Source organism: Veillonella faecalis (assembly GCF_024677885.1).
GTDB lineage: Bacteria > Bacillota > Negativicutes > Veillonellales > Veillonellaceae > Veillonella > Veillonella nakazawae.
In genome coordinates this window covers 262475-283748 of the sequence record NZ_JALBWL010000002.1, presented here as the reverse complement: position 1 = coordinate 283748, position 21274 = coordinate 262475, and the positions used below count along the sequence as shown (strand labels likewise).

At 33.6% G+C, this 21274-nt stretch carries 34 protein-coding genes and 3 pseudogenes; 1 reads left to right on the top strand and 36 read right to left on the bottom strand.

Annotated elements, in window-relative coordinates; translation table 11 throughout:
* Positions 1 to 85: 85 nt before the first annotated feature.
* From MOQ65_RS05085 to MOQ65_RS04955, 36 genes and pseudogenes are all read right to left on the bottom strand, one after another.
* Positions 86 to 649 carry a DUF4303 domain-containing protein gene (locus MOQ65_RS05085; protein ID WP_257846872.1) on the bottom strand — a complete coding sequence of 188 codons (564 nt, stop codon included), beginning with the start codon at positions 647 to 649 and terminating at the stop codon, positions 86 to 88.
* 223 nt (positions 650 to 872) lie between these two features.
* Positions 873 to 1571 (bottom strand): hypothetical protein, encoded by a 699-nt coding sequence (locus MOQ65_RS05080; RefSeq protein ID WP_257846871.1) that lies wholly within the window; start codon positions 1569 to 1571, stop codon positions 873 to 875.
* Entirely contained in the window at positions 1568 to 1705 is a 138-nt protein-coding gene (locus MOQ65_RS05075) for a hypothetical protein (RefSeq protein WP_257846870.1), read from the bottom strand. Before MOQ65_RS05075 ends, MOQ65_RS05080 begins: the two co-directional genes overlap by 4 nt.
* Positions 1706 to 1852: 147 nt before the next feature.
* Complete coding sequence (locus tag MOQ65_RS09620; protein WP_373027842.1) at positions 1853 to 2248, bottom strand: pentapeptide repeat-containing protein; 396 nt, start codon at positions 2246 to 2248, stop codon at positions 1853 to 1855.
* A 310-nt stretch (positions 2249 to 2558) separates the two neighbouring features.
* Positions 2559 to 3410: a hypothetical protein gene (locus MOQ65_RS05070; RefSeq protein WP_257846869.1), complete on the bottom strand. Its 852-nt coding sequence runs from the start codon at positions 3408 to 3410 to the stop codon at positions 2559 to 2561.
* Between the two features lie 232 nt (positions 3411 to 3642).
* Complete coding sequence (locus MOQ65_RS05065; RefSeq protein ID WP_054747177.1) at positions 3643 to 3882, bottom strand: hypothetical protein; 240 nt, start codon at positions 3880 to 3882, stop codon at positions 3643 to 3645.
* Between the two features lie 27 nt (positions 3883 to 3909).
* A pseudogene (locus MOQ65_RS09615) lies at positions 3910 to 4089 on the bottom strand (TNT domain-containing protein); the annotation flags it as partial.
* Positions 4089 to 4490: an RHS repeat-associated core domain-containing protein gene (locus MOQ65_RS09610; protein WP_373027841.1), complete on the bottom strand. Its 402-nt coding sequence runs from the start codon at positions 4488 to 4490 to the stop codon at positions 4089 to 4091. The pseudogene MOQ65_RS09615 and the gene MOQ65_RS09610, both read right to left, overlap by 1 nt.
* Before the next feature lie 192 nt (positions 4491 to 4682).
* The gene (locus tag MOQ65_RS05055; RefSeq protein ID WP_257846868.1) at positions 4683 to 5264 is read right to left on the bottom strand and encodes an Imm26 family immunity protein; all 582 of its coding nucleotides are present in this window, start codon (positions 5262 to 5264) and stop codon (positions 4683 to 4685) included.
* An 80-nt stretch (positions 5265 to 5344) separates the two neighbouring features.
* Positions 5345 to 6016 carry a hypothetical protein gene (locus MOQ65_RS05050; protein ID WP_257846867.1) on the bottom strand — a complete coding sequence of 224 codons (672 nt, stop codon included), beginning with the start codon at positions 6014 to 6016 and terminating at the stop codon, positions 5345 to 5347.
* A 151-nt stretch (positions 6017 to 6167) separates the two neighbouring features.
* Positions 6168 to 6419, bottom strand: coding sequence for an RHS repeat-associated core domain-containing protein (locus MOQ65_RS09605; RefSeq protein ID WP_373027846.1), 252 nt, complete (start codon positions 6417 to 6419; stop codon positions 6168 to 6170).
* A gap of 15 nt (positions 6420 to 6434) precedes the next feature.
* Positions 6435 to 6503, bottom strand: a pseudogene (locus tag MOQ65_RS09600) (hypothetical protein); the annotation flags it as partial.
* A 283-nt stretch (positions 6504 to 6786) separates the two neighbouring features.
* Positions 6787 to 7215 carry an SMI1/KNR4 family protein gene (locus tag MOQ65_RS05045; RefSeq protein ID WP_257846866.1) on the bottom strand — a complete coding sequence of 143 codons (429 nt, stop codon included), beginning with the start codon at positions 7213 to 7215 and terminating at the stop codon, positions 6787 to 6789.
* Between the two features lie 298 nt (positions 7216 to 7513).
* Positions 7514 to 7918, bottom strand: a complete 405-nt coding sequence (locus tag MOQ65_RS05040) for an immunity 22 family protein (RefSeq protein ID WP_257846865.1) — start codon at positions 7916 to 7918, stop codon at positions 7514 to 7516.
* Between the two features lie 71 nt (positions 7919 to 7989).
* Positions 7990 to 8289 carry an RHS repeat-associated core domain-containing protein gene (locus tag MOQ65_RS05035; protein WP_257846864.1) on the bottom strand — a complete coding sequence of 100 codons (300 nt, stop codon included), beginning with the start codon at positions 8287 to 8289 and terminating at the stop codon, positions 7990 to 7992.
* Positions 8290 to 8531: 242 nt separating this feature from the next.
* A complete protein-coding gene (locus tag MOQ65_RS09595) occupies positions 8532 to 8678 on the bottom strand; it encodes a hypothetical protein (RefSeq protein WP_373027845.1) in 147 nt (48 codons plus the stop codon).
* Positions 8679 to 8821: 143 nt separating this feature from the next.
* A complete protein-coding gene (locus tag MOQ65_RS05030) occupies positions 8822 to 9133 on the bottom strand; it encodes an NTF2 fold immunity protein (protein ID WP_257846863.1) in 312 nt (103 codons plus the stop codon).
* Between the two features lie 257 nt (positions 9134 to 9390).
* Entirely contained in the window at positions 9391 to 9855 is a 465-nt protein-coding gene (locus MOQ65_RS05025) for a hypothetical protein (RefSeq protein WP_257846862.1), read from the bottom strand.
* A gap of 220 nt (positions 9856 to 10075) precedes the next feature.
* Entirely contained in the window at positions 10076 to 10351 is a 276-nt protein-coding gene (locus MOQ65_RS05020; protein WP_257846861.1) for a hypothetical protein, read from the bottom strand.
* Between the two features lie 10 nt (positions 10352 to 10361).
* Entirely contained in the window at positions 10362 to 10526 is a 165-nt protein-coding gene (locus MOQ65_RS09590) for an RHS domain-containing protein (RefSeq protein WP_373027840.1), read from the bottom strand.
* 195 nt (positions 10527 to 10721) lie between these two features.
* The gene (locus MOQ65_RS05015; RefSeq protein ID WP_257846860.1) at positions 10722 to 11297 is read right to left on the bottom strand and encodes a hypothetical protein; all 576 of its coding nucleotides are present in this window, start codon (positions 11295 to 11297) and stop codon (positions 10722 to 10724) included.
* A 232-nt stretch (positions 11298 to 11529) separates the two neighbouring features.
* On the bottom strand, positions 11530 to 12120 hold the full coding sequence (locus tag MOQ65_RS05010; protein ID WP_257846859.1) for an SMI1/KNR4 family protein: 591 nt from the start codon (positions 12118 to 12120) through the stop codon (positions 11530 to 11532).
* A 267-nt stretch (positions 12121 to 12387) separates the two neighbouring features.
* Positions 12388 to 12597: pseudogene (locus MOQ65_RS09585) on the bottom strand (RHS repeat-associated core domain-containing protein); the annotation flags it as partial.
* A gap of 81 nt (positions 12598 to 12678) precedes the next feature.
* Positions 12679 to 12822, bottom strand: coding sequence for an RHS domain-containing protein (locus MOQ65_RS09580; RefSeq protein ID WP_373027839.1), 144 nt, complete (start codon positions 12820 to 12822; stop codon positions 12679 to 12681).
* A 65-nt stretch (positions 12823 to 12887) separates the two neighbouring features.
* Positions 12888 to 13427 (bottom strand): hypothetical protein, encoded by a 540-nt coding sequence (locus MOQ65_RS05005; protein WP_257846858.1) that lies wholly within the window; start codon positions 13425 to 13427, stop codon positions 12888 to 12890.
* Between the two features lie 160 nt (positions 13428 to 13587).
* Positions 13588 to 13881 (bottom strand): hypothetical protein, encoded by a 294-nt coding sequence (locus MOQ65_RS05000; protein ID WP_257846857.1) that lies wholly within the window; start codon positions 13879 to 13881, stop codon positions 13588 to 13590.
* A gap of 122 nt (positions 13882 to 14003) precedes the next feature.
* On the bottom strand, positions 14004 to 14429 hold the full coding sequence (locus MOQ65_RS04995) for a hypothetical protein (protein ID WP_257846856.1): 426 nt from the start codon (positions 14427 to 14429) through the stop codon (positions 14004 to 14006).
* A gap of 58 nt (positions 14430 to 14487) precedes the next feature.
* Positions 14488 to 14688 carry a hypothetical protein gene (locus MOQ65_RS04990; RefSeq protein ID WP_257846855.1) on the bottom strand — a complete coding sequence of 67 codons (201 nt, stop codon included), beginning with the start codon at positions 14686 to 14688 and terminating at the stop codon, positions 14488 to 14490.
* Positions 14689 to 14746: 58 nt separating this feature from the next.
* Positions 14747 to 14959, bottom strand: a complete 213-nt coding sequence (locus MOQ65_RS09575) for a hypothetical protein (RefSeq protein WP_505513518.1) — start codon at positions 14957 to 14959, stop codon at positions 14747 to 14749.
* Between the two features lie 98 nt (positions 14960 to 15057).
* Positions 15058 to 15330, bottom strand: coding sequence for a hypothetical protein (locus MOQ65_RS04985; protein ID WP_257846854.1), 273 nt, complete (start codon positions 15328 to 15330; stop codon positions 15058 to 15060).
* Between the two features lie 125 nt (positions 15331 to 15455).
* Complete coding sequence (locus MOQ65_RS04980) at positions 15456 to 15674, bottom strand: hypothetical protein (protein ID WP_257846853.1); 219 nt, start codon at positions 15672 to 15674, stop codon at positions 15456 to 15458.
* A gap of 260 nt (positions 15675 to 15934) precedes the next feature.
* Positions 15935 to 16450 (bottom strand): SMI1/KNR4 family protein, encoded by a 516-nt coding sequence (locus MOQ65_RS04975; protein WP_257846852.1) that lies wholly within the window; start codon positions 16448 to 16450, stop codon positions 15935 to 15937.
* Positions 16451 to 16532: 82 nt separating this feature from the next.
* Positions 16533 to 17300 (bottom strand): hypothetical protein, encoded by a 768-nt coding sequence (locus MOQ65_RS04970; protein ID WP_257846851.1) that lies wholly within the window; start codon positions 17298 to 17300, stop codon positions 16533 to 16535.
* 61 nt (positions 17301 to 17361) lie between these two features.
* Entirely contained in the window at positions 17362 to 17745 is a 384-nt protein-coding gene (locus MOQ65_RS04965; protein ID WP_257846850.1) for an ankyrin repeat domain-containing protein, read from the bottom strand.
* Between the two features lie 3 nt (positions 17746 to 17748).
* Positions 17749 to 18066 carry a hypothetical protein gene (locus MOQ65_RS04960; RefSeq protein WP_257846849.1) on the bottom strand — a complete coding sequence of 106 codons (318 nt, stop codon included), beginning with the start codon at positions 18064 to 18066 and terminating at the stop codon, positions 17749 to 17751.
* A 68-nt stretch (positions 18067 to 18134) separates the two neighbouring features.
* On the bottom strand, positions 18135 to 18611 hold the full coding sequence (locus MOQ65_RS04955) for a hypothetical protein (RefSeq protein ID WP_257846848.1): 477 nt from the start codon (positions 18609 to 18611) through the stop codon (positions 18135 to 18137).
* A 1397-nt stretch (positions 18612 to 20008) separates the two neighbouring features.
* Here MOQ65_RS04955 and mef(A) point away from each other — a divergent pair.
* The gene (gene mef(A) / locus MOQ65_RS04945; RefSeq protein WP_000417519.1) at positions 20009 to 21226 is read left to right on the top strand and encodes a macrolide efflux MFS transporter Mef(A); all 1218 of its coding nucleotides are present in this window, start codon (positions 20009 to 20011) and stop codon (positions 21224 to 21226) included.
* Positions 21227 to 21274: the final 48 nt, after the last annotated feature.

Below are 21274 nucleotides of genomic sequence, written 5' to 3'. Positions count from 1 at the left end.
CGGCTTTCTCTTCGAGGCTGTCTGAGAAGCAGAAGCCGCGTGCGTACCGCGCACACTTACGTCGGGATTGGAGGTTTCATATGGGCTACGGCTTGCTTTGAAATCTATTTTTGAACGTAAGAAATTTATCATATGAATTTAGTTGTTCAGCAGAATAATTTTCCATAATCTCAGAATTATCACTATCTACAATAGAAACAAAAAATATGACATTATTTGTTTTTTTCTTATCTATATTTTCTATCGCTTTTTTAAATCCTTCTATAATTGAATCATATACTTCCGCCTGATATTGCTCAAAATTATCTTCTGTTATTAATGTATTTGCATCATTAAGAATATTTTGAATCTCATTATTGAATATACTATCTATTTTCTCAGGAACATCTCCAAGTCCTATTGCAAATTGAGGGTAATACCATTTAATAAAAGGCTGATCTTCTTTTGAGTAGATTACTTTTTCTATTTCGTAGTGAGAAATAGTGTTAGCAGCCCACCCCAGATATGAACAATAGTCATCAATATATAATGTATAGGCAAAAACTTCATTAGAATTATATCTTTCTAATACAAATTTAAATGACTCTGTAACTCCTTTAGATACATTCTGGATTAAATCTTGAATTATATAATTACTTAAAACACTCATTTTAATGTTCCTTTTATAAATTTTTATTATCAATCAGTTTCTATGCACATTTACTACGTGATCCGTATTTTCCAAAAACCTTACCACCAATTCTAGTTAATTGCTTACTCATGTATCTATCTGTTTGAGCTTTGTTATGCTTATCCAATACTTTTGAATAAATTCTTTAAATTTAATTAATATGAAAGTCCTTTGGCTATGATGTTTATAGCATATCCTTGAGTTATATTTGTTCATATAAAGTTAAATTCTTTTCTGTGCTTTTATACATATCTGTATAGAAATAAATTCTATTATCTTTTATCTCTTTCAGATAAACCAAGTCTTCGATACCTCCAATATACTCAATTGATAAATCATCTAAATTTAATATTGCAAGCCTAAATCCCACAACGCAAAATCGTCTAATGAAAACTGGAATATAAATTTTCCTACTGAAATACAACAACGGCCCTCCAAACCCCTGTTCTTTAATAATAACTTGACCATTAATGGATAGACTTCCAACTAAGGGAGAACCTTGATTTACTTCCATCAAATCAAGGTAACTGACTTCCCATTCGTCAAAAAAATTTTTTTCTTGAAAGTCTAAAGGAGTTTCATTCAAAATTTTTAACTTAGGCATTTTTATATTTTTTCTTGTCAAAGAATTGAAATCTTCTTCTAATTCTACAAGGAGTTTAGCTACTTCATTATTAAATGGCCAAGAATCAATTACTATCCGAGACAATAAAAATTCTTTTCCTTTTTTTTGTTGAAAAATACTTTCTGAATTTAGATAGTTAATCATGTCATATAGTTCATTTTTTATAGAAATCAACTGCTGGTTATTTGTATAACTATATTCATCACAATTATTAATCATTTTATCAATTTCGACTAAAACTATATTGATCTTTTTTATAAATTGCTCCTGATTCATTGTCTTATTGACCTTTCTAAGACATTAATATATTTTTGTGTTTGTCCACCAAGCAACCCCAAACCTTGAGGTGCAGCTTTACCTTCAATAATAGTTGTTCCTGATTTCACTTTAAATTGAGCAATATTAGTCATGAGGTTCCATTTTAGTTTGACTGCGAGGCTACTTCTGGTAGCAGGGAGTGTTTCAAATAAATAACGACCTTTAGCTTGAGCATTTACTTAAACCAAGAGGATCAACCTAAAAGACGGCCCGGATGCCTTATTCAACATTGTCATAAATTATGTTTTATTTGTAGAAAATATATTATCTTCTATATGACAGTTTTGAAAAGAGCAGTTAGATATTAAATCATCTTGTATATGCATTGATCTGAATACACAATTAATGAATGTACAATTAGTAAATTTTGTATTACAAACTATTGCCGTAATAAAAGAACAATTAATAAAATTACAATTAGTAAAGGAACTATAGCTTATGAAAGCACCACGAAATGAACAGAAAGAAAATTTGAGACTTTCAATTTTCCTATGGGATATTTCGTATCTATGAAAATCAATATTATCTATATGGGTTGACTGTCTAGAAATTAAAGCATCTAATTCTTTTGTTTCGATTTTAATTAGAGACTTTGTAATATTTTTAAGTAATTCTTGAATGTCATTTGATATCATTTTTATTACCACCAATCTATAGGGTCTGGTTGTATATCTTTCAAAGGTATTCTTGGACACCCGTTACGTTGGTTTCGCTCTTCAGTTTGCCCCAACCATAATAATCCCCAAACCAGATTGCCGACCTTATTGGCAATCTCGCGTGGGATGTCGATTTGGTCGCAGTGGAAGTAGTGGGTTTGTTGGCAGTTTTCGCCGTCTTCGTTGATGTGGTTTTGATAGGCGAAACCACGTACGTGCGTGCTGTACACACCCTACGTCAGGACTAAAGATTTTGTGTGGGCTACGGTTTGCTATGGCTTACTTGTGATTACCAGCTAGTAATAGGTCTATGCAAATTTACCCAAAATTTTAATAATGATTGTTCAAAAAAACGAAATTCGGACAGATCTTTTTCTACAACTAGACCTAATTCTTTGAAAAGATATTTAGATTTCGTTCTCTCAATAACTTCATATTGACTTAATAACTCAGTAAGCCCTTTTTTTGATGATATATCCATTTCATTATAGTATATTGCAAACTCTACTTTCTTATCATTGAAAATTGTAACCTCAGTTAACTTTTCATTATCAAACCTTAGTACAAAATTGTTTATCTCTATAATATTTTTTACCTTCGGGATAACATTGTTTGATATGTCATATTTTCTTATAACATCTGATAGAGAACAATTTAATTCAAAATCGCCTATGCTCTTATAAGGAATAAATATTAATTTATCATGATTTAAAGTTGGGTTTTTAAGTTTACTTTTTTGAAAGTCTGAGTACTTTTTACCTTTATTATCATATAAATCTCTTATACTCTCATCGTAAATTAATATCTGCAGAAACAAATTATCCTTATAGTCAACATATAAAACTAAATTATATTTTGGAAAAATATAAAAATAATTTTCTTCATCCGAAACTTCTATTAGAGGATCCTCCTCTTCTAAAAATTTTTCAAGATTTGAAAAGTTAATAACTTTTCCATTTAAGCAAAATTCATCACAATTCCTCAAGGAGGATACAGTAATCAATTCTGAATCAGATTGTATCTTGTGTTTTCTATCAAACTCTAATGAGTAATTAGGATTATTTAAAATAACATCATCAAAGTCAGCCTTTTTTTGACCCAATACAATTCCATCCAAAGAATTATTCAATATTTTCAACATAATATATATCCTTTCCTGTATTTGTCTATGTCAATTAGCTTCTCAGCCATCAGGAAAAACGACCTCTAGATAGAATGCCATTGCTAATGGTAATGAAACTGTTAAAGAATCGATAGCTCAGACGCCTTCAAAGAAGATTTAGATGTCGCTTAAAAAGTAGAAGCTGCGTGTATGTTACGCACATACCCCATACCATAATTAAAAGTTTCATACAGGCTACAGTTTGCTTTTTTCATTCGAAAGAAAATTTTAACATTTTTGATAAGCGATTTATAAAATATAGAATTGCCAAATGTTCATCTTGGCAACAATATTCTTCGGTTCTCAATCCTCTTTCAGAATAGAATATATGCCATTTTTTATTTTCTTCAACAATACATAATGATTCATCATTTACTTCATTGATTGAGTAACTATCTTCTGGTACTCCTTTACTTTTAAGATATGAATTCAATTCATTAATTTTTAACATTTTCCTATTTTCACCTCTTCCAGATGCTCAGATTCTATATGATTTAACAGATTTGGGTAAATCATACTGTGTCCCTAATCCAATCTCTCCAAACAACGGCATAATTTTACTTGCAGCTACATTATCAATTGGTTTCAGTACCCTATATATGGTATAAGGCTTTCGATTAAAACCAAGAGGTAAGGCTCTCATAGGGTATGGTATTCCTACTGGAGATACAGATTGTCTCCGCCTGAAAGCCCAATCGGGTCCTGATTCACAAACCGACCCGCATCAGGCTTATAATATCTGAAGAAGTTGTAACGCAGCCCCGTCTCAAGGTCGGCATACTGGTTCTGTAATCGGAAGGGTTGATATGCACTATCCGTTACTCGGGTTTCCTCTTTCAGACGACCTTTGCCCGTATAGTTACCGAACCTCAAGAGGTTGACGTCTTTATCGGTCATCTCGCGCGGGATACCGATTTGGTCGCAGTGGAAGTAGTGGGTTTGTTGGAGGCTTTCGCCGTCTGCGGTTGTCCAATTGCGGGCTTTCGCCAAGGGGTCGTAGCTGTCATATTGTAAGTGTCGGTAACGACGGTCTGGTCTTTGCGGTAGTCGAACGTCCATTCTTCGCCGAGGTTATTGCTGCTTTTGAGCACTTTGCCGTCGGTGTCGTAACGGTCGTATTCGTAACGGGACACCAGTCCGTCGGGAGAGGCGATTTAGTAGAGGTCGTCTAAAAAACAGAAACCGCGTGCGTGCATACTGCACATACCCTACGTAAGAACTGGAGGTTTTGTGCAGACTACTGCTTGCTTTTTACACTTTTAAATTCCGGTGGTGAATTTTTTGAAACTCATCCGAAATAAAATCTCCAAATTCTGCAAACGATTCCATAGGTAAATTAAAAATTTCTGGTTTACGACGAATAAGAAAACTTAAAATATGATAATGGCTATTGGGTGTTTCAAGCAATTCAATGCTCTTGAGTATTTTTTGCCTTGCATCCTCTTCATCAATTTCTTTCTCGATGGAAAAGTCTGCATTGTGAGCCAATCCCATAGCAGGATTAATGGAAGTAATTTCACTAGGGATTGGATCTTGGTAATTGGGATCTTGAGCAATTATCCGCCAGTCTGACTCTAGCTTTGATTCAAATAAGGTATGGCAGTCTAAAACAGTTTTGAATAGAATTGGGTAATTTCCAGCGTTTTTATAATTGAATGGTTCAACCGGGCTTGAAGTAAACAAATCAAAAATTCCTACAGTGGCACCAAGCTTATTTTTAGCGATTATTCTACCGTAACCGAATAATTTATCAGCTATTTTAAAACAAAATAAATCACCATTCTTAAGATATCTATATAAAGTTTTGTTTTTATCCCAATTAAATATTTTCATAATACTTTTCCTTTTCTATAGCATAGAATGTTAAATTATTGGAAGATTTTGTGTGGGCTACAGCTTGTTACAAGGACTAATTATTGCATAATTTGTTGTTTTAATTTTTGGTCAAAAGAATTTTCCAGGAAAATCAAATCATGCTTGCTAAACAATCCATTATCATTTTCTAATACTTTTTTATCAAACAATAAAATATTCTGTATTAAAGGATCATTTAGTGATAATTCATTCTTATTTATAATAAAAATAGCGGTTAATGCTTTAAAACGAAAAGCCTCTGGATAAAGTGCTAAATATTTTAAAACTTCTTTGCTACAGGAATGGAAGGCCATAATGATTGGAATATGATCTTGCTGCAAATGCTTTAATACATCTGGATAGATGTTTTTTGCATCATTCTCAGATTCAGGTAATTTAATGGTATCTCCATAAGGAAATGAGGTAATAGGGGGAGCTTTAAAAAAATGCGCCTGCGAGATAGATGGTTGTACAAATACTAAATCATATGGATTTGACGATTTATCATAAGGAGGAACATTTTGAGAGAAAAAATTTCCCATTTCAGAATTGTATGCATATAGGTGAAGTATGACCCCCTCGAAAGTACGAGAATTACTAAAGGATATTTCACCATAAACATATTTTCCTTTTTTTAATTTAATCCTATCTTTTAGAAAATTAGCATCAGGAATATTCAAATTATTTTTTAAATATTCAATAAGGCCTTGAATAAATTCTTTACTTTTCATAATTATCGTCCTTAAAATCAATCTTTGAATACTAAAGTCATAAAGCAAGCAACGCCTTTGGATGAACCCACATCCCTTTGCTTATCCTTATTTTTTGTTGAAACCATATATGCAACCTTCGGATATTTTCCTCCAGCATTGTGCGGTTTTTTCAAATTGTTATCAATTCCACGTTGAGCACTCTCTGATTGTACAGATAATCCTTATGGATCGTATTAGGCGCAAACGAATACAAATTCTCTCCACCCCACAGCCCAATCGGGTCCTGATTCACAAACCGACCCGCATCAGGCTTATAATATCTGAAGAAGTTGTAATGCAGCCCCGTCTCACGGTCGACATATTGGTTTTGCAGTCTGAACGGCTGGTGCAAGTTCTTGTAAACCCACTCATCTTTTTTCAGATGACCGCAGCCGGTGTAGTTGCCGAACCATAAGAGGTTGCCGTCCTTATCGGTCATCTCGCGCGGGATACCGATTGGGTTGCAATGGAAGTAGTGGTCTTATTGGACGCCTTCTCCGTCTTCGGTTGTCCAATCGCGAACCTTTGCTAAAGGCTCGTAGCTGTCGGGATCGATGTAGATATAGGTATATCTGCCGTCCGGTTGGACTTCCTGCAAGAGGTGGCTACCGTCCCAAACGAAGCGGGTTTGGTTGAGTCCGCTCCCGCTTAAATCATGCAGGAATGACATTTCTGAAACTTCTATGTCTTTCAGACGACCTCAAAGAGGTATTGAGGCCGTCTAAAATGGTTCGAGTTTAAACAGTTTGCTAAATTTGCTTTTTAAGAATTTTCTCTAAATAATCTGAAAAATTAGCTGCTAAAGTTAGCAATTCATCAGTATCATGATTGTAAATCATTACCGTTTTAGATGGAGAAATATAAATAGGATTTCCCCAGCCATCGGTGCCAATTATTAAATTACTTTGACCATCTTTAAGATACTCGGAAAATTCTTTATTCAAATCAATAATTGTATCTTCCCCAAGAAATTCGGAATTATATATTCCATATATTTGAGTATCCCTAACGACACACCCTCCAAATCTCATTGTAAATTCTTTAAAATCGTCATCTAACTTAATATTAAGTGCTTTCTCTATATTGAGAACCTCATCATCAGTTGTTGGCTTACCTTGAGCCACTGGATTTTTTTGAAAGAAAGCAATTAACTGCTCTAAAACAAATTTATTTAACATAAATATTCCTTATTAAACTAACAAAACTTACCTACTTTTAGGCCTCTACATCTTAACTCTTTTCTAGCTTTATATTTCCAATATTCTCTGCGCCAATTTCCAAAATCACTTCTGACACTGCCATTTCATGTGGGATGCCGATTTTGTCGCAGTGGAAGTAGTGGGCTTGTTGGACGCCTTCTCCGTCTTCGGTTGTCCAATCGCGAACCTGTGCTAAAGGTTCGTAGCTGTCGGAATCGATGTAGATATAGGTATATCTGCCATCCGGGTGGATATCCTGACTAATGTTTCACTATCACTAGCGATATTTTTTTCTTGGATCTTTAAAAGTTCCTATAAACTTCAAATCATTGTAAAGTTTACCTGGATTTTCCTCATTAAATGTTGCATTAGAATAGTAATATAAAGAATTACCTTCATTTATTCCTTTCTCTTTTGCTACTTTCACAATATCTTTTATAACTTTATTGGAGTGTGCCCCAACTTCTTCTGCTAACACTTCAACTGGCACAATTTCTCCATTATCTGTCTGGAATGCCACAAAATAATCGGAATCAATAAATGAAACTCCAAAATCTGCAAAAGCTGGACAATGAGAATCTGAGTCCTCCATTCCATCTGTATATTCATTAAACTCATCAGGTGTTTTAAAAGATGTCCCCATCCACACAGAAATCATATCTTTAGTTGTTGAATCAATCATATAACATCCTCTTTTTATTCATAAATAATGTTAATTATATTTTAACATAATAGGGTATTAATCTATATTCCTCAACATCCTCCACCATTTCTCAAAGCATTTGGTATTGCATTCTTAGTATTTGGATCTGCCATAACTTTGCAAATATCTGCAACATTTGCACTATCAAAGCTACCTTTCCCCCATGGAGCTTCGGGAAGTCCCAGTGCATCGACCCATATCTGGCTATTGAAAGCAAATAAATATAGGTTATCTCCACCATCCAACCCAATCGGATTCTGATAAACAAACCGACCTGCATCAGGCTCATAATACCTGAAGAAGTTGTAATGCAGCCCCGGCTCACGGTCGGCATACTGGTCTAGTTGCATACCTGTGCCAAGGGGTCGTAGCTGTCGTATTCGTAGCAAGACACTAATCCGTCGGGCTGGCTGTGTTCGACCATGAGGTATTTCGGTAGGCGAAACCGCGCAGCTTTTTACCATCGCGTCCGTAAACGGTAGTGAGAAGTTGAATTGTTAAAGAACGAGAAAGGCCGTCTGAAAAAGTTTAGGATAGTGTTTTCAGACGGCATGGTGTTATTTTTATTAGATTTGCTAAATGATAAATATTTTTAAAATTGGTTATTCAAATTTTTCAAATTCAGTATCCTCTTCCCACTCTTCAGGAGGAATATCAGGAAAAAAAACACCAAAATTTTCATTTTCTTTTGTAAGAAGGAAACCAGCTTGCCTTCGTCATCGGTCATCTCTCTCGGGATGCCGATTTGGTCGCAGTGGAAGTAGTGGGTTTGTTGGCGGCTTTCTCCGTCTTCGTTGATGTGGTTTTGATAGGCGAAACCGCCTTCGTGCGTACCACAATGCTCTACGTCGGGATTAGAGGTTTCGTACGGGCTACAGCTTGCTATTTTGAATGGGTTATTTTTTCTACTCTCCCATCTTTTTTAGAAATAACTATATGGAAATTACCACCTAGTGCTTGTGGAGGGGCTCCATTAATGATCCAGACATCTTTCTCTTCAATAATACGGTATGGTTTTTGATTTATTGAAACAGTATTTCCATATACGTTTTTTATGTATATTTCAGCAAGCTCAAGCGCCATATTTTCTGAACTGACCAACATATTGCTCTCCTTTTTGTCTAAAAAATCTTTTGCAAAAACTGAAGTAAAACAAAGAAATACTAATATAGTAAAGAGCCAGATTTTATTCATCATTCTTTCCTTAATACCAAAATTTAAATTGAGTCATAAGCCCCATGAGTATGGTAATAAGCCACATCTTTTCCTTTTTGATTGCCAAAGGGGTGCATTTTTTTATTCCCTAAATCATGTTTACTTTTTGGTAGTTCTATAATTGGGCCTTCTGGATTTTGTTTTTGCCACCTCCCACGGGAGAAGGGGAAGGGTATGGTTTGACCTTTTCTAGAAACCTTGGCTTATATATTTGATTAACAAAATAATAAGTAGATTTAGGAATTATTTATTAACTTTTCGAGATATTCAATACTTCTGAATAAATAATGTTCACCTATTTGCTGTATCAAATTTGATGAGCCCCCAAATAATATTTTTTCTAAATACTTTTTAAGAATTATAAGCTCATCTTTTTTTAAGAGATTTAAAGCATGAGTGATGTTTTCTGCGGTAGGTATATTTATAATAAATTCTTCTATATTTACTGGAATATCATCATTTCTAATGCCATTACTGATGCTATCAAAAATTTTAGGCATTAAATAATTTATTCCTTCTGGTGAAAAAAAGATGAATGGTACTAAATTATGTTCATCAATAATAATTTTCTCTATTGGGGTATATTCGTAATACTTAAATTCATCTTTAAATTCCTCTATTTTATAGATGTTTTCTCGATAAAGGTTTTTAAACAATCCTTCTTCAGGATAATCTCTATAAGGAATTTTCAGGAAGGGCATATTTATCTCCATTTTCGGCAATCAATCGGTCGAGGCCGTCGTAGTTAAAGCGGTAGCACGCACCGTTTTCATTGGTGATGGCTGACCGACTATTTTCCCAAGCATACCTTTGTCAGTATTTTTTGGATAAAAATCATAGGGAAGGTCTTCTGAAAATTGATTTTAGACGACCTTGATGTTTTGTTGGGGCTCGATCCAACCTATGGTCAAAAAAAAGGTCTTAAAGAGGCTTGTTACCTTTAAATATATTAAATCTTAATAGATTAGCGCCTTTTGATTGAATATGTTTTATAGCTAATCCAAGTTCATTAAATTCATTAAATTCTTCTATCTCATAATCTTCAGCCTGATCCAATTTATTTTTTGGTACTGTATAGTAATATGTGCTATAAGTTCCATTATTTTTCTTAATAGCAAATACTTGATAAACAATCTCTCCATCAATTTCAATAAGTTCATCATATCCTTTTGTTTGTAAATTAGTTAAATGTAACATATCTATTTTCCTATAATATCAATACGCATTTGTTTCCCATCCGTAATAATCCCCGAACCAGGTCGCCTTTATCATCAGTCATTTCACGTGGGATGCCGATTTTGTCGCAGTGAAAGTAGTGGGCTTGTTGGACGCCTTCTCCATCTTCGTTGTTCCAGCCTCGAATTTGTGCCAAAGGCTCGTAGGGATCCAGATTGGTCTAGATATAGATATATCTGCCGTCCGGTTGGATTTCTTGCAGTAAATGGCTGCCGTCCCAAACGAATCCGGCTTCCTCTTCGAGGCTGTCTGAGAAGCAGAAGCCGCGTGCGTGAGTTCCATTCGCACTCTACATCGGAATTGTAGATTTCATTGGCTACAGCTTCCTCATTTATAGAGACTGTATTACTTCTATATATCTGTCTGTTTTTTTATCCCAAAAAATGTACAAATAAGTAGTATCATGCTTCAACTTCGATATATCTAACTGCCCTAGAAACATTGCGGGAATATTATCACCGATAGGCCAATCAGGCTCCTGTAACCATTTGGGATGTTTATCCATGCAAATGAAATGTTCCTTAATAATCTTTTTAAAAGTAGTCGCCGTCTTAGGTTTGTACTTAGCATACAAGGAATTTAAATAACCCATATCAGCTGGTATCCAGTTAGGAATAGCCTCCAAAATCAAATCAAAATTTTTTTCTGTCGTTGAATTCGAAGAGTACGGGACATGCTTGTAATCTAAAATTCCCCTGAAAATATCCATCAAATTTAACTTTGCATCAAGAGATGTCAAATCCTGACTAATTAAATATTCATAAGTGGAATTACTATTCATATAAGGTTTAGCTTTAGTATTTTCCAACAAGGAAATTAATTCTTGATTGGAATACAATGCCATTTCCAATTCTTCAGTTGATAATTTTTCTTCTACAAAATTCTTTAAAATTTCTATTGCTTTCATAGCTAATCTCCTAGATTCCTATAAGGGTCAAGCGCTGCATGTTGTTCTCTAGTTACTTCTCTCAAATTAAAAGGAGTATGCCTATTCTTCTGCCCAAGGCGTCGTAGCTGTAGTATTGTAAGTGTCGGTAACGGTTTCGGACAGCCATTGGGCGTTATAGCTGTATCTTGTGGTGTAACAGGTGGGGGCGATGATGCTGATGAGGTTGTTAAAGAACCAATATTTCAGACAATTATTCTTCTTCTAAGACCATACGATTAAAACAGTCATACAAATCTTCTCCGACTAAATACATATTTTGCATCTTTACTTCTTCAGGCATAGTTTTTCCAAAATCATCAAAATAATCTTCTTCATCCCATTCGTTTTCATGGTACCAATAAAAAATTTGTCCTATTTTTTCCCCTTTTATACAAAGACATATCCTATCTCCGCAGTTATTCTCAGCAATAGGTATAAAATTCTTAGGAATCCTATTTTCCATTTTTTTTATAGCATTGCTCAATGAATAGCCAGTTTGATACGATTCCCCTTCCCCATAGAAACAACCAAATTCCCCTTTCTTTATTACAACATTTTCTATTGGTGAATCAGAGGGATAACAATAGCTTGGTAGTCCATTGTTATACATGGTTAATTTATAAAATACTTCATTTAGATATGTCTCTCCTCCAAAACACGTCAAATAATCTAAATAATCAGAAAATTCTTTTCTATCAACATCTAGAAATTTTGACATTATTTTTCGTGATACAGGATCGAAAGGCTTTGCTCCGACCCTTACAACTCCACCCATTTTCTCAATTAAACTCTTAATTTTCATTTTTATTACTCCTTTCAGTTATAATTTTGTCAAATAATCAACATTTCTTCTTAGGTTGTTTATTACGCATCACACTGGCAGGACCTGTATGTCGAATACCATCATGTAAAGATTCAGGGATCAATTGAGTCGTATTCCTACTAGAATAATGCAAAATCAGATTATTTTGTCGTAAATAGGCTTTAGTATCTTGTACCATAATTTGGAAGGATTATTTGGGATAAAAGGAGAATGTCCTGAAATTCCTGCCCATGTTCCATCTTTTAGCTAACGCCAACCAGGAGGTTTAGGAGTACTTTTCTTCCAATAAATCCATCCTAATGGATCTATCCAACTTTGTGTATTGGGAGCAAATTGATAGAAATTTTTTCCTCCTGCTAACCCAATCAGATCCTGATTCACAAACCGACCCGCATCAGGCTCATAAGGCCTGAAGAAGTTGTAATGCAGCCCGGACTTACGGTCGGCATACTGGTTCTGTAAGCGGAACGGCTAGTATAAGCTATCCGTTACCTTGGTTTCCTCTTTCAGACGGCCTCAGCCAGTGTAGTTGCTGAATCAAACCAGATTGCCGTCCTTATCGGTCATCTCTCTTGGGATACCGATTTGGTCGCAGTGGAAGTAGCGGGTCTGTTGTCTACTTTCGCCGTCTTCGTTGGTGGGGGTTCGATAGGCGAAGCCGCGTACGTGCGTACCGCTCATGTCCTAAGCCAGGATCGGAGGTTTCGTACGGACTACGGTTTGCTATAACTTACTTACAGAGTATTTCATGTTAGAGGAAGAAATTCCATCTTCAAATTATTACTCACAACTAATTCTTTGAATTTATCAGAAAAAGCCCAAATTAAATCATCATTTATATCTTTTGCACAAAACTCGAAGCCAGATATATTTTCAAAGAATACAGGTGGATAATCGATAAATTTCTCTCCATCTATTTCATAAAAATTTGATTTTTCCATATTTACCAATTCAGCAGTTAATTTAATTTTTCCAAGGAAAAATTTAAATTCATCATTCTTGATTCTAAGTTTAGCCGGAAAAAAATCTAATTCATTTTTTAATTTATCAGCCAATTTATTAATGAAAGTTTCAGAGAACAATAACATCTTAGGAATTGTTTGAATAAAATCTGTTTTAGAAATATTTTTGGAGGTATATCCACTCTGAGCTATAAAAACTGCTTCCTCTGTATAATTACCTTTATTGTAATTAATAAATTCTACAATTTTTCTATCATCCTGTTTTAAGTCCACATACGCTTCTTCATTATCAACAGCAGAGTATATTTGATAAAGAGTCATCATTTTTTCCTTTTTTACTATTACTTTTAGAAATTGGTGCAGTACAAGTATATTTACCGGTCCTAACCCCTTCTCTTAATTCGTTTTGCATTTTAAATATCTCTTCGGTGTTGTCAAACAATAATTTGATGCCATAACCGCATAGAGGCCGTCGTTATTGTTATTATAGATTTCTAATAAAATTAATTTGGTCAGATAAATTATCTTTCTTAAAGATAAGTCTATTTCCTTTATTATCAGTAACAAAAATAATATCTTTAAGTTTCTTGCTTAATTCGCCCAAATCTCCAATAACAAAAAAAACTAATGTATTTGTTCTATATAAATCATCATTTATCAAATTCCAAACCATCTCAGAGCCAGAAATATAGAATAAATCTGAACTATCAGCATTTTGAACATGCCAACCATAATCTAGTAAGAGGTTTATAAAATTATTTATTAGTTGATAACTCATCCTTCTTCCCTTTGTAATTTTTCTAGAAAAATCCTTTAGGTACAGTCACAGCTGATTTTCCTAATCCTTTTATTATCGTTTCTTTAGATATTTTTGCTCCTCCGAATGACCAAATATAGGCACTATTTATCATATATTTCCAAATTTTCTAATTTCCCTTCATAAGTTATTTGAGCAGATATTTCCATATCGGGAAGAAACGAATTAGAATAGTATATAAATACTAAATCATCAAAATATGCTGTAATATTCATAATTCTTAAGTCATTTGCTAACTCTTTATTATCGGACTCCATTGATTCATAATCACTTTGCTCATAACAGGCTTGATTAATCTCTATTGAGATTTCTCTTATTAAATCATCAATGCTTATTTGTTTAAAAAAGTTCTCTATCCTATCAAGAATTGGATGAATTTGGCTTTCTCTTTGTATATCTCCTGATTCATCATCAATAAAAATGGTTATATCATGCGGTTGCATACCACTAGGCGATAAAGATATTAAAGCAGTAGCTTTACCGTCATTAATTTTTAAATTTTTAATCATGGATTAAATCCTTTCTAGGCGGTATGCCGATTTGGTCGTTGTAGAAATAGGAGAGGTATTATTTGCTGTCTTTGGAAAGGCGGCATCCGAATGGGTCGTAGGCGTATATCCAGATTTCGGTATTGCCGGCGGACTTTTTGATTTCAGCACGGACGAGCTGGTTTTCTAAATCGTATTGGTAATATTGGTTCTCGCCATTAGTCAACTGGCGGTTGATCAGGTTGCCCAGTGCGTCGTAGATGTAGCGGAGGTTGAACACAGCACACAACCTACTTCGAGACTGGAGGTTTTATACGAGCTACGGCTTGCTTTAATTATTAAACTGGAATCATTCTACTAAAGCAATCATATAGATTTTTACCAATTAAATAGATATTTTGGAATTTTACTTCTTCAGGCATTTGTACACCAAATTCATCAAAATAATCTTCTTCATCCCATTCATTTTCATGATCCCAATAGAAAATTTGTCCAATTCTTTCTCCTTGAGTACATAGACAAATTAAATCACCAAATTCATTACTTGATATTGGTAGAAAATTATCTGGTATTCTATTTTTGTATTTTTCAAGCCTTTCACTAATTTGGGAGTTTTTTTGGTAGTTTATATTTTCACCATAAAAAAAGCCTAATCACCACCATTCCATTCGATATTACCACCCACAGGAATATCGTCATCAGGATAACAATATTCAGGCAAATTACTATATGGTGTTAACTTAAATTCTTTTATAAATCCTGTCTCTCCACCAAATAATTCAAGATAATCCAAATAATCTGAAAATTCTTCTTTAGTAATATCTAAAAATTTAGACATTGATTTTCTAGATGTAGGAATCAGTGGTTCAAATGTAAACCTTTGAACTCCACCCATTTTCTCAACTAAACTCTTAATTTTCATTTTCATCACTCCTTTCAGTTATAATTTGTCAAATAATCAACATTTCTTATTAGGTCGTTTATTACACATAGTACATGTATGTATTCCACATATGCGTTACATTAAAACTAAAAATTTCATGTAGACTAAGAATTTCTTAAATCAGGAAGGATAATAGGTTTGTAACTAAGTACTTTATCAGCTATTTCCTCGGAGCTCATGTTTGTCCAATATATATAATCTGATATATTTGGATCTGTGACCAAATTTACTAATTTTTCAAAAAATACAGCTTCATCCTCTTCTGAACCTTCAAAATTTCTTAACTGATCAATCAGTTTGATTAAATATAATCTATCCAACATAATCCTATCCTCTTCCATAAAGATTATCCCCACCCAACAGCCCAATCGGATCCTGATTCACAAACCGACCGACCGTCCTGACCATATTTGTAGGCGGTTTTGGCCTAGATAGTTAAAGAACCAATATTTCAGACGACTTCGAAAAATGATTGAGGTCGTCTGAAAAACAGAAACGGTGTGCGAACCACATACACTCTACATTAGGACTGAAGGCTTTGTGCGGGCTACGACTTGCTTAATAAATTTATTGAATATTCCAATTAAAAATACTTATATGGATAAACATCAAACAAATTATTACTTATACTATTTACTGAATATATAAACTCACTTTTTATATTATCCGTAAGTGTCTCTCCTTCATCTAATAGGTGCTCTAAATCTCTGTATAACAAAGCAAACTGGATAAATTGTGAGAAATCTATCCCTAAATTTGTAAAGCAAGATCTGGTATACTCTCCAGCATCATGATTATAATGAAAAATGGTATTATCAATTTTATTTAAAAACCATCCATCTCCTTGTCCTGCTTGCCCAATACTCCAAAAACACCTTGATATTTCGGGATAATTACACTCTAGGTATCTATTTTCATTTAAAGCCTCTTCATAATTAAAAAGAGAAATATCAGGTATTATTTCTACTTCCTGATACTTAGCAATAAATAACAAATAGTTATTATCCAGCTTAGGAAGTTTATCTAACTTTTTAATTTCTACTTTACGCTTAATACATATATTAAAAAAATCCTCGGGAAATAATTTTGATTTGAACATAAAAGTATCCTCCATAAATCACAAACCATGTATCGGATTCACCGGCCGACCGACGCCCACCGCACCTTTGAAGGTCGGGAAGTTATAAATAAAGTTGGATAGTACTTGTTATTTTTTTTTGTGTTTCGACACTAATTTCCTGGTTAAAATTTTGGATGAATTTTAAAAAATCAATAATTAAGTTGATTTGAGTAGTGTTAAATATCGTACTTTCATTTCTTAGGGCAATATATAAAAATTCAACAACGTAACCATATAAATGAAATTTAGATAAATTAGAAAAAATATATTTTAAACAGCAAGGAGTAAAATATAATAAAGCCTTATTAGTAAAAGCTTGCCACTCTAGTGATTCAAGTATTGAGAGAAAATCATCGTATGTTATCTCAATCCAAGTTTTAGTAGATAGTTGCATTATAGAAAATATATAAGAGTCATCACTATCATCAAAACTTATGATGTTATTTTTATCAACTTTGAAAACTGGAAAAGTAGGCCCAATTTTTTCCTCTAGATAATTTCGTTCTTGTATATATTTTACTTCCGTTAGAAAGTTTTCAAATTCACAACATAGTCCTAAGTCTTTGATAAACTTGGAAATATATTCTAAAAAATCATGAATTATATTGATTTCATTTTTGGTTAAAGATTGCAGTAAATTAAATAGTTCACTTACTTCTCCTTGGGATATGTTGGAATAATAGCTAAATAATTCTATGAAGCAATCATTATCTATACTAGGATTTTCTATCGAGCTTAGTAAAAGTGTATTTAAATGTAAAGCATCTTCATTTTTTGGGTTATCTGACATTTGATTTTTAATTAATAAAATTAGATTGTTTTTTTTCATGTCTTACTTTCTACATTTTAAGATATGGCACCATTTGATTGATTTATAATCTATTTTTTATTTACGCTTTTTTAACGTCATTTAATAGTTTTACTATCTTCTCTTTATTTTCGCTGGATGAGTTAATTGCAATTCTAACAGCATTTTCTCCAAATTCATTTTGTATATTTTTATCAGATCCATTATCAAGGAGTACTTTCACCATTTCTATATTTCCAAACATGCATGCATAATGTAGGGGAGTATATCCTAAGTCCCCTTTAAGATCGATCAATGCCCCATTTTGAAGAAATACAAGAGCATCATTTAAAGAATTATTTCTAGCTGCAATATGTAAAACTGTATCATCCATGCCCCCTACTTGATTTATATCTTTAATAGTGTCACCCAAAAAATCAGGATGTGTCTCATATTTTTTTAAAATACATAATAATTCTTTTTTCATTAATTATTGTCCTTGACCAAGAATTTCTTCTCCAATTATTGAATCTAACTCTATCCATGCTTCTTCAAGTTGATTAACAATAGAAGATTCATTTTTATTTGGATCATCTTTTAGATTGAGATACCAAATATGTGTTAATTTCGGTATTTCATATAAAATAGACGCTAGTCTTTTTTCAATTAGATCATGATTATGAGTATAATGCTTTATTTCATTTAAAATTTTTAATAATTCTTGATAGTCTTTTACATCGAATTCAAGATCCATTCTTACCTTATAAATAAACCTATTATTTTCAAGTTTTTCTAATAATTCTTTCATGGTTAACACCTCTAAGTTATACAAAACCAAGAATTGCTTCTGCTAGAATAGTTTATTTATTTTTAAAGTTAAACGTTCACTCCAATAGAAATAAATAACACATCTTCCTCATTACCGAGTAGAGATATATCGATAACTTTATCTATTTTATGACTAAAGAATTTTAAACAATAAAAATTTGGTTTATTTATTAATTCTAGCCAATTGCTAATATTTTTTATTTTGATAATAAACAAGGGGAATAATTCTATTGGCATTTCAGCCGAATCATTTATTCCTCCATAAAAGTATACATAAGCAATATCATTTTCCTCTGGTGCAAAAAAATTTAATATTTCATTTTTTATCGATAAACTAAATTTTTCTTTTGATAATTCTATATTTCTATAGGGGGTAAAAGGACGATTTATTATTTCACATGAGAGTGGATATGGAATAATTTTTTCAGAATCTGAAATTAAATTATTCAAAAAATGAATTTCTTTCATTTTTTTCATTAAATGATTCTGTTTTAAAGTAAAGATCTTATTTTCTAAAGTTGTCATGATACTATTTCCTATGTTGTTCGGTTACATTATCTTTGTAGTACTTCCAAGATAATGTACCATTCCCATTATTTCTTTCTTGAATAAGATTTCCATCTATTTTGGCAGTAGCTACATGCCAGTGCGGACCAGTACCAAAGGTTCGTAGCTGTCGGGATCGGTGTAGATATAGGTATATCTGCCGTCCGAGCTGGCTTCTTGCAGTAAATGGCTGCAGTCCCAAACGAAGTGGGTTTGGTTTTCGAGCCGTCTAAAAAGCGGAAACCGCGTTCGTGAGTACCGCACACGCCCCATGTTGAGGCGGTAAGTTTGCTAGTCAAGGAGTAAAACGACGAAGATTAGCATTTACTTCCGCCCATGCGATTGCTGTCCGTGATTGACAAGTGCTAGCACGCAGACAGAACGGAGATAGCGAACCGCTGAGTGTGTCGCTCTGCTCGTAAAAGCTTAGAAACCTTTGAACGAAAGGGATAATGAAAGCCTTGATTGCAAGGCTTTTTGCTTTATGGTGGGTAAGTATCAGAGTGAGAAAATTTTTGGAATGAGTAGAAGTGATAGCTAGAAATTATCAGTTTCTATTTCCATTTACCCTGTGGGTACGTGTTTGTTTCCATTGACAAGGAGTTTGTGGGAATAGAAATGTACCCACCTTGTTTGAATCAAGTGAAGTGTAGTTGAAGGAAATCTGTTGAAAGCAATACTTCATTTTACCGAATAAGTAATAATTTAGGCAACTTCAAATCGATTAAAAAAAACTATTTTAAAGGTTAAGAGTAGACAAAAATTGTCCACTCTTTTTTGCAAACTCAATTTATCAATAAATGAAATGAGGGAATGTAAAACGAAATATTTTGAGGTTGAGTTAGAAAATCCTGATGAATTTTTAAAACTACAAACAGAAGATTTTGTGAAAGCTAATCGCTTGCTACTAAGGAAGATAATCCAGAGCGTTACAGTCTATGAAGAAAACTTCGTCATATCCTTTAAATCTGGCATCGAATTGGAAGTATGAGTCTCATTCCATAACTTTTATATTGAACATATCATCTTGTTGTGTTATACTATAAATTGATATAAACAAAGATGTAGGAGGAACCGAAACTATGACAGCCTCAATGCGTTTAAGATAAGCTGGCAATAAAAAAAGCAGAATCTATACCCGATGATAGGCTTTTTTGTTGTGCTTATTTATACGATATTGAGCATTCATTAGTTACGGTGAGGATATTGGTTATTTAACTATACCTTTATTTAACTATGTCTTTAATATGAATGTTTCCAAATTGTATGTATGCAGACCAAAAGCCACATTGTGGGGTTTGGCCTGCATTTTTTATTGCCTAGAATGCTATTCAAAATAGAAATTCAAGCAAAATAATATGCAGGAGATAATATAAATGGAAAAATACAACAATTGGAAACGAAAATTTTATGCAATATGGGCAGGGCAAGCAGTATCATTAATCACTAGTGCCATCCTGCAAATGGCGATTATTTTTTACCTTACAGAAAAAACAGGATCTGCGATGGTCTTGTCTATGGCTTCATTAGTAGGTTTTTTACCCTATGCGATTTTGGGACCTGCCATTGGTGTGCTAGTGGATCGTCATGATAGGAAGAAGATAATGATTGGTGCCGATTTAATTATCGCAGCAGCTGGTGCAGTGCTTGCTATTGTTGCATTCTGTATGGAGCTACCTGTCTGGATGATTATGATAGTATTGTTTATCCGTAGCATTGGAACAGCTTTTCATACCCCAGCACTCAATGCGGTTACACCACTTTTAGTACCAGAAGAACAGCTAACGAAATGCGCAGGCTATAGTCAGTCTTTGCAGTCTATAAGCTATATTGTTAGTCCGGCAGTTGCAGCACTCTTATACTCCGTTTGGGATTTAAATGCTATTATTGCCATCGACGTATTGGGTGCTGTGATTGCATCTATTACGGTAGCAATTGTACGTATACCTAAGCTGGGTAATCAAGTGCAAAGTTTAGAACCAAATTTCATAAGGGAGATGAAAGAAGGAGTTGTGGTTCTGAGACAAAACAAAGGATTGTTTGCCTTATTACTCTTAGGAACACTATATACTTTTGTTTATATGCCAATCAATGCACTATTTCCTTTAATAAGCATGGAACACTTTAATGGAACGCCTGTGCATATTTCTATTACGGAAATTTCCTTTGCATTTGGGATGCTAGCAGGAGGCTTATTATTAGGAAGATTAGGGGGCTTCGAAAAGCATGTATTACTAATAACAAGTTCATTTTTTATAATGGGGACCAGTTTAGCCGTTTCGGGAATACTTCCTCCAAATGGATTTGTAATATTCGTAGTTTGCTGTGCAATAATGGGGCTTTCGGTGCCATTTTATAGCGGTGTGCAAACAGCTCTTTTTCAGGAGAAAATTAAGCCTGAATATTTAGGACGTGTATTTTCTTTGATCGGAAGTATCATGTCACTTGCTATGCCAATTGGGTTAATTCTTTCTGGATTCTTTGCTGATAAAATCGGTGTAAATCATTGGTTTTTACTATCAGGTATTTTAATTATTGGCATTGCTATAGTTTGCCAAATGATAACTGAGGTTAGAAAATTAGATTTAAAATAAACAATATTGGAGGAATATTTATGTATCTTATTTTCATGTAACTCTTCC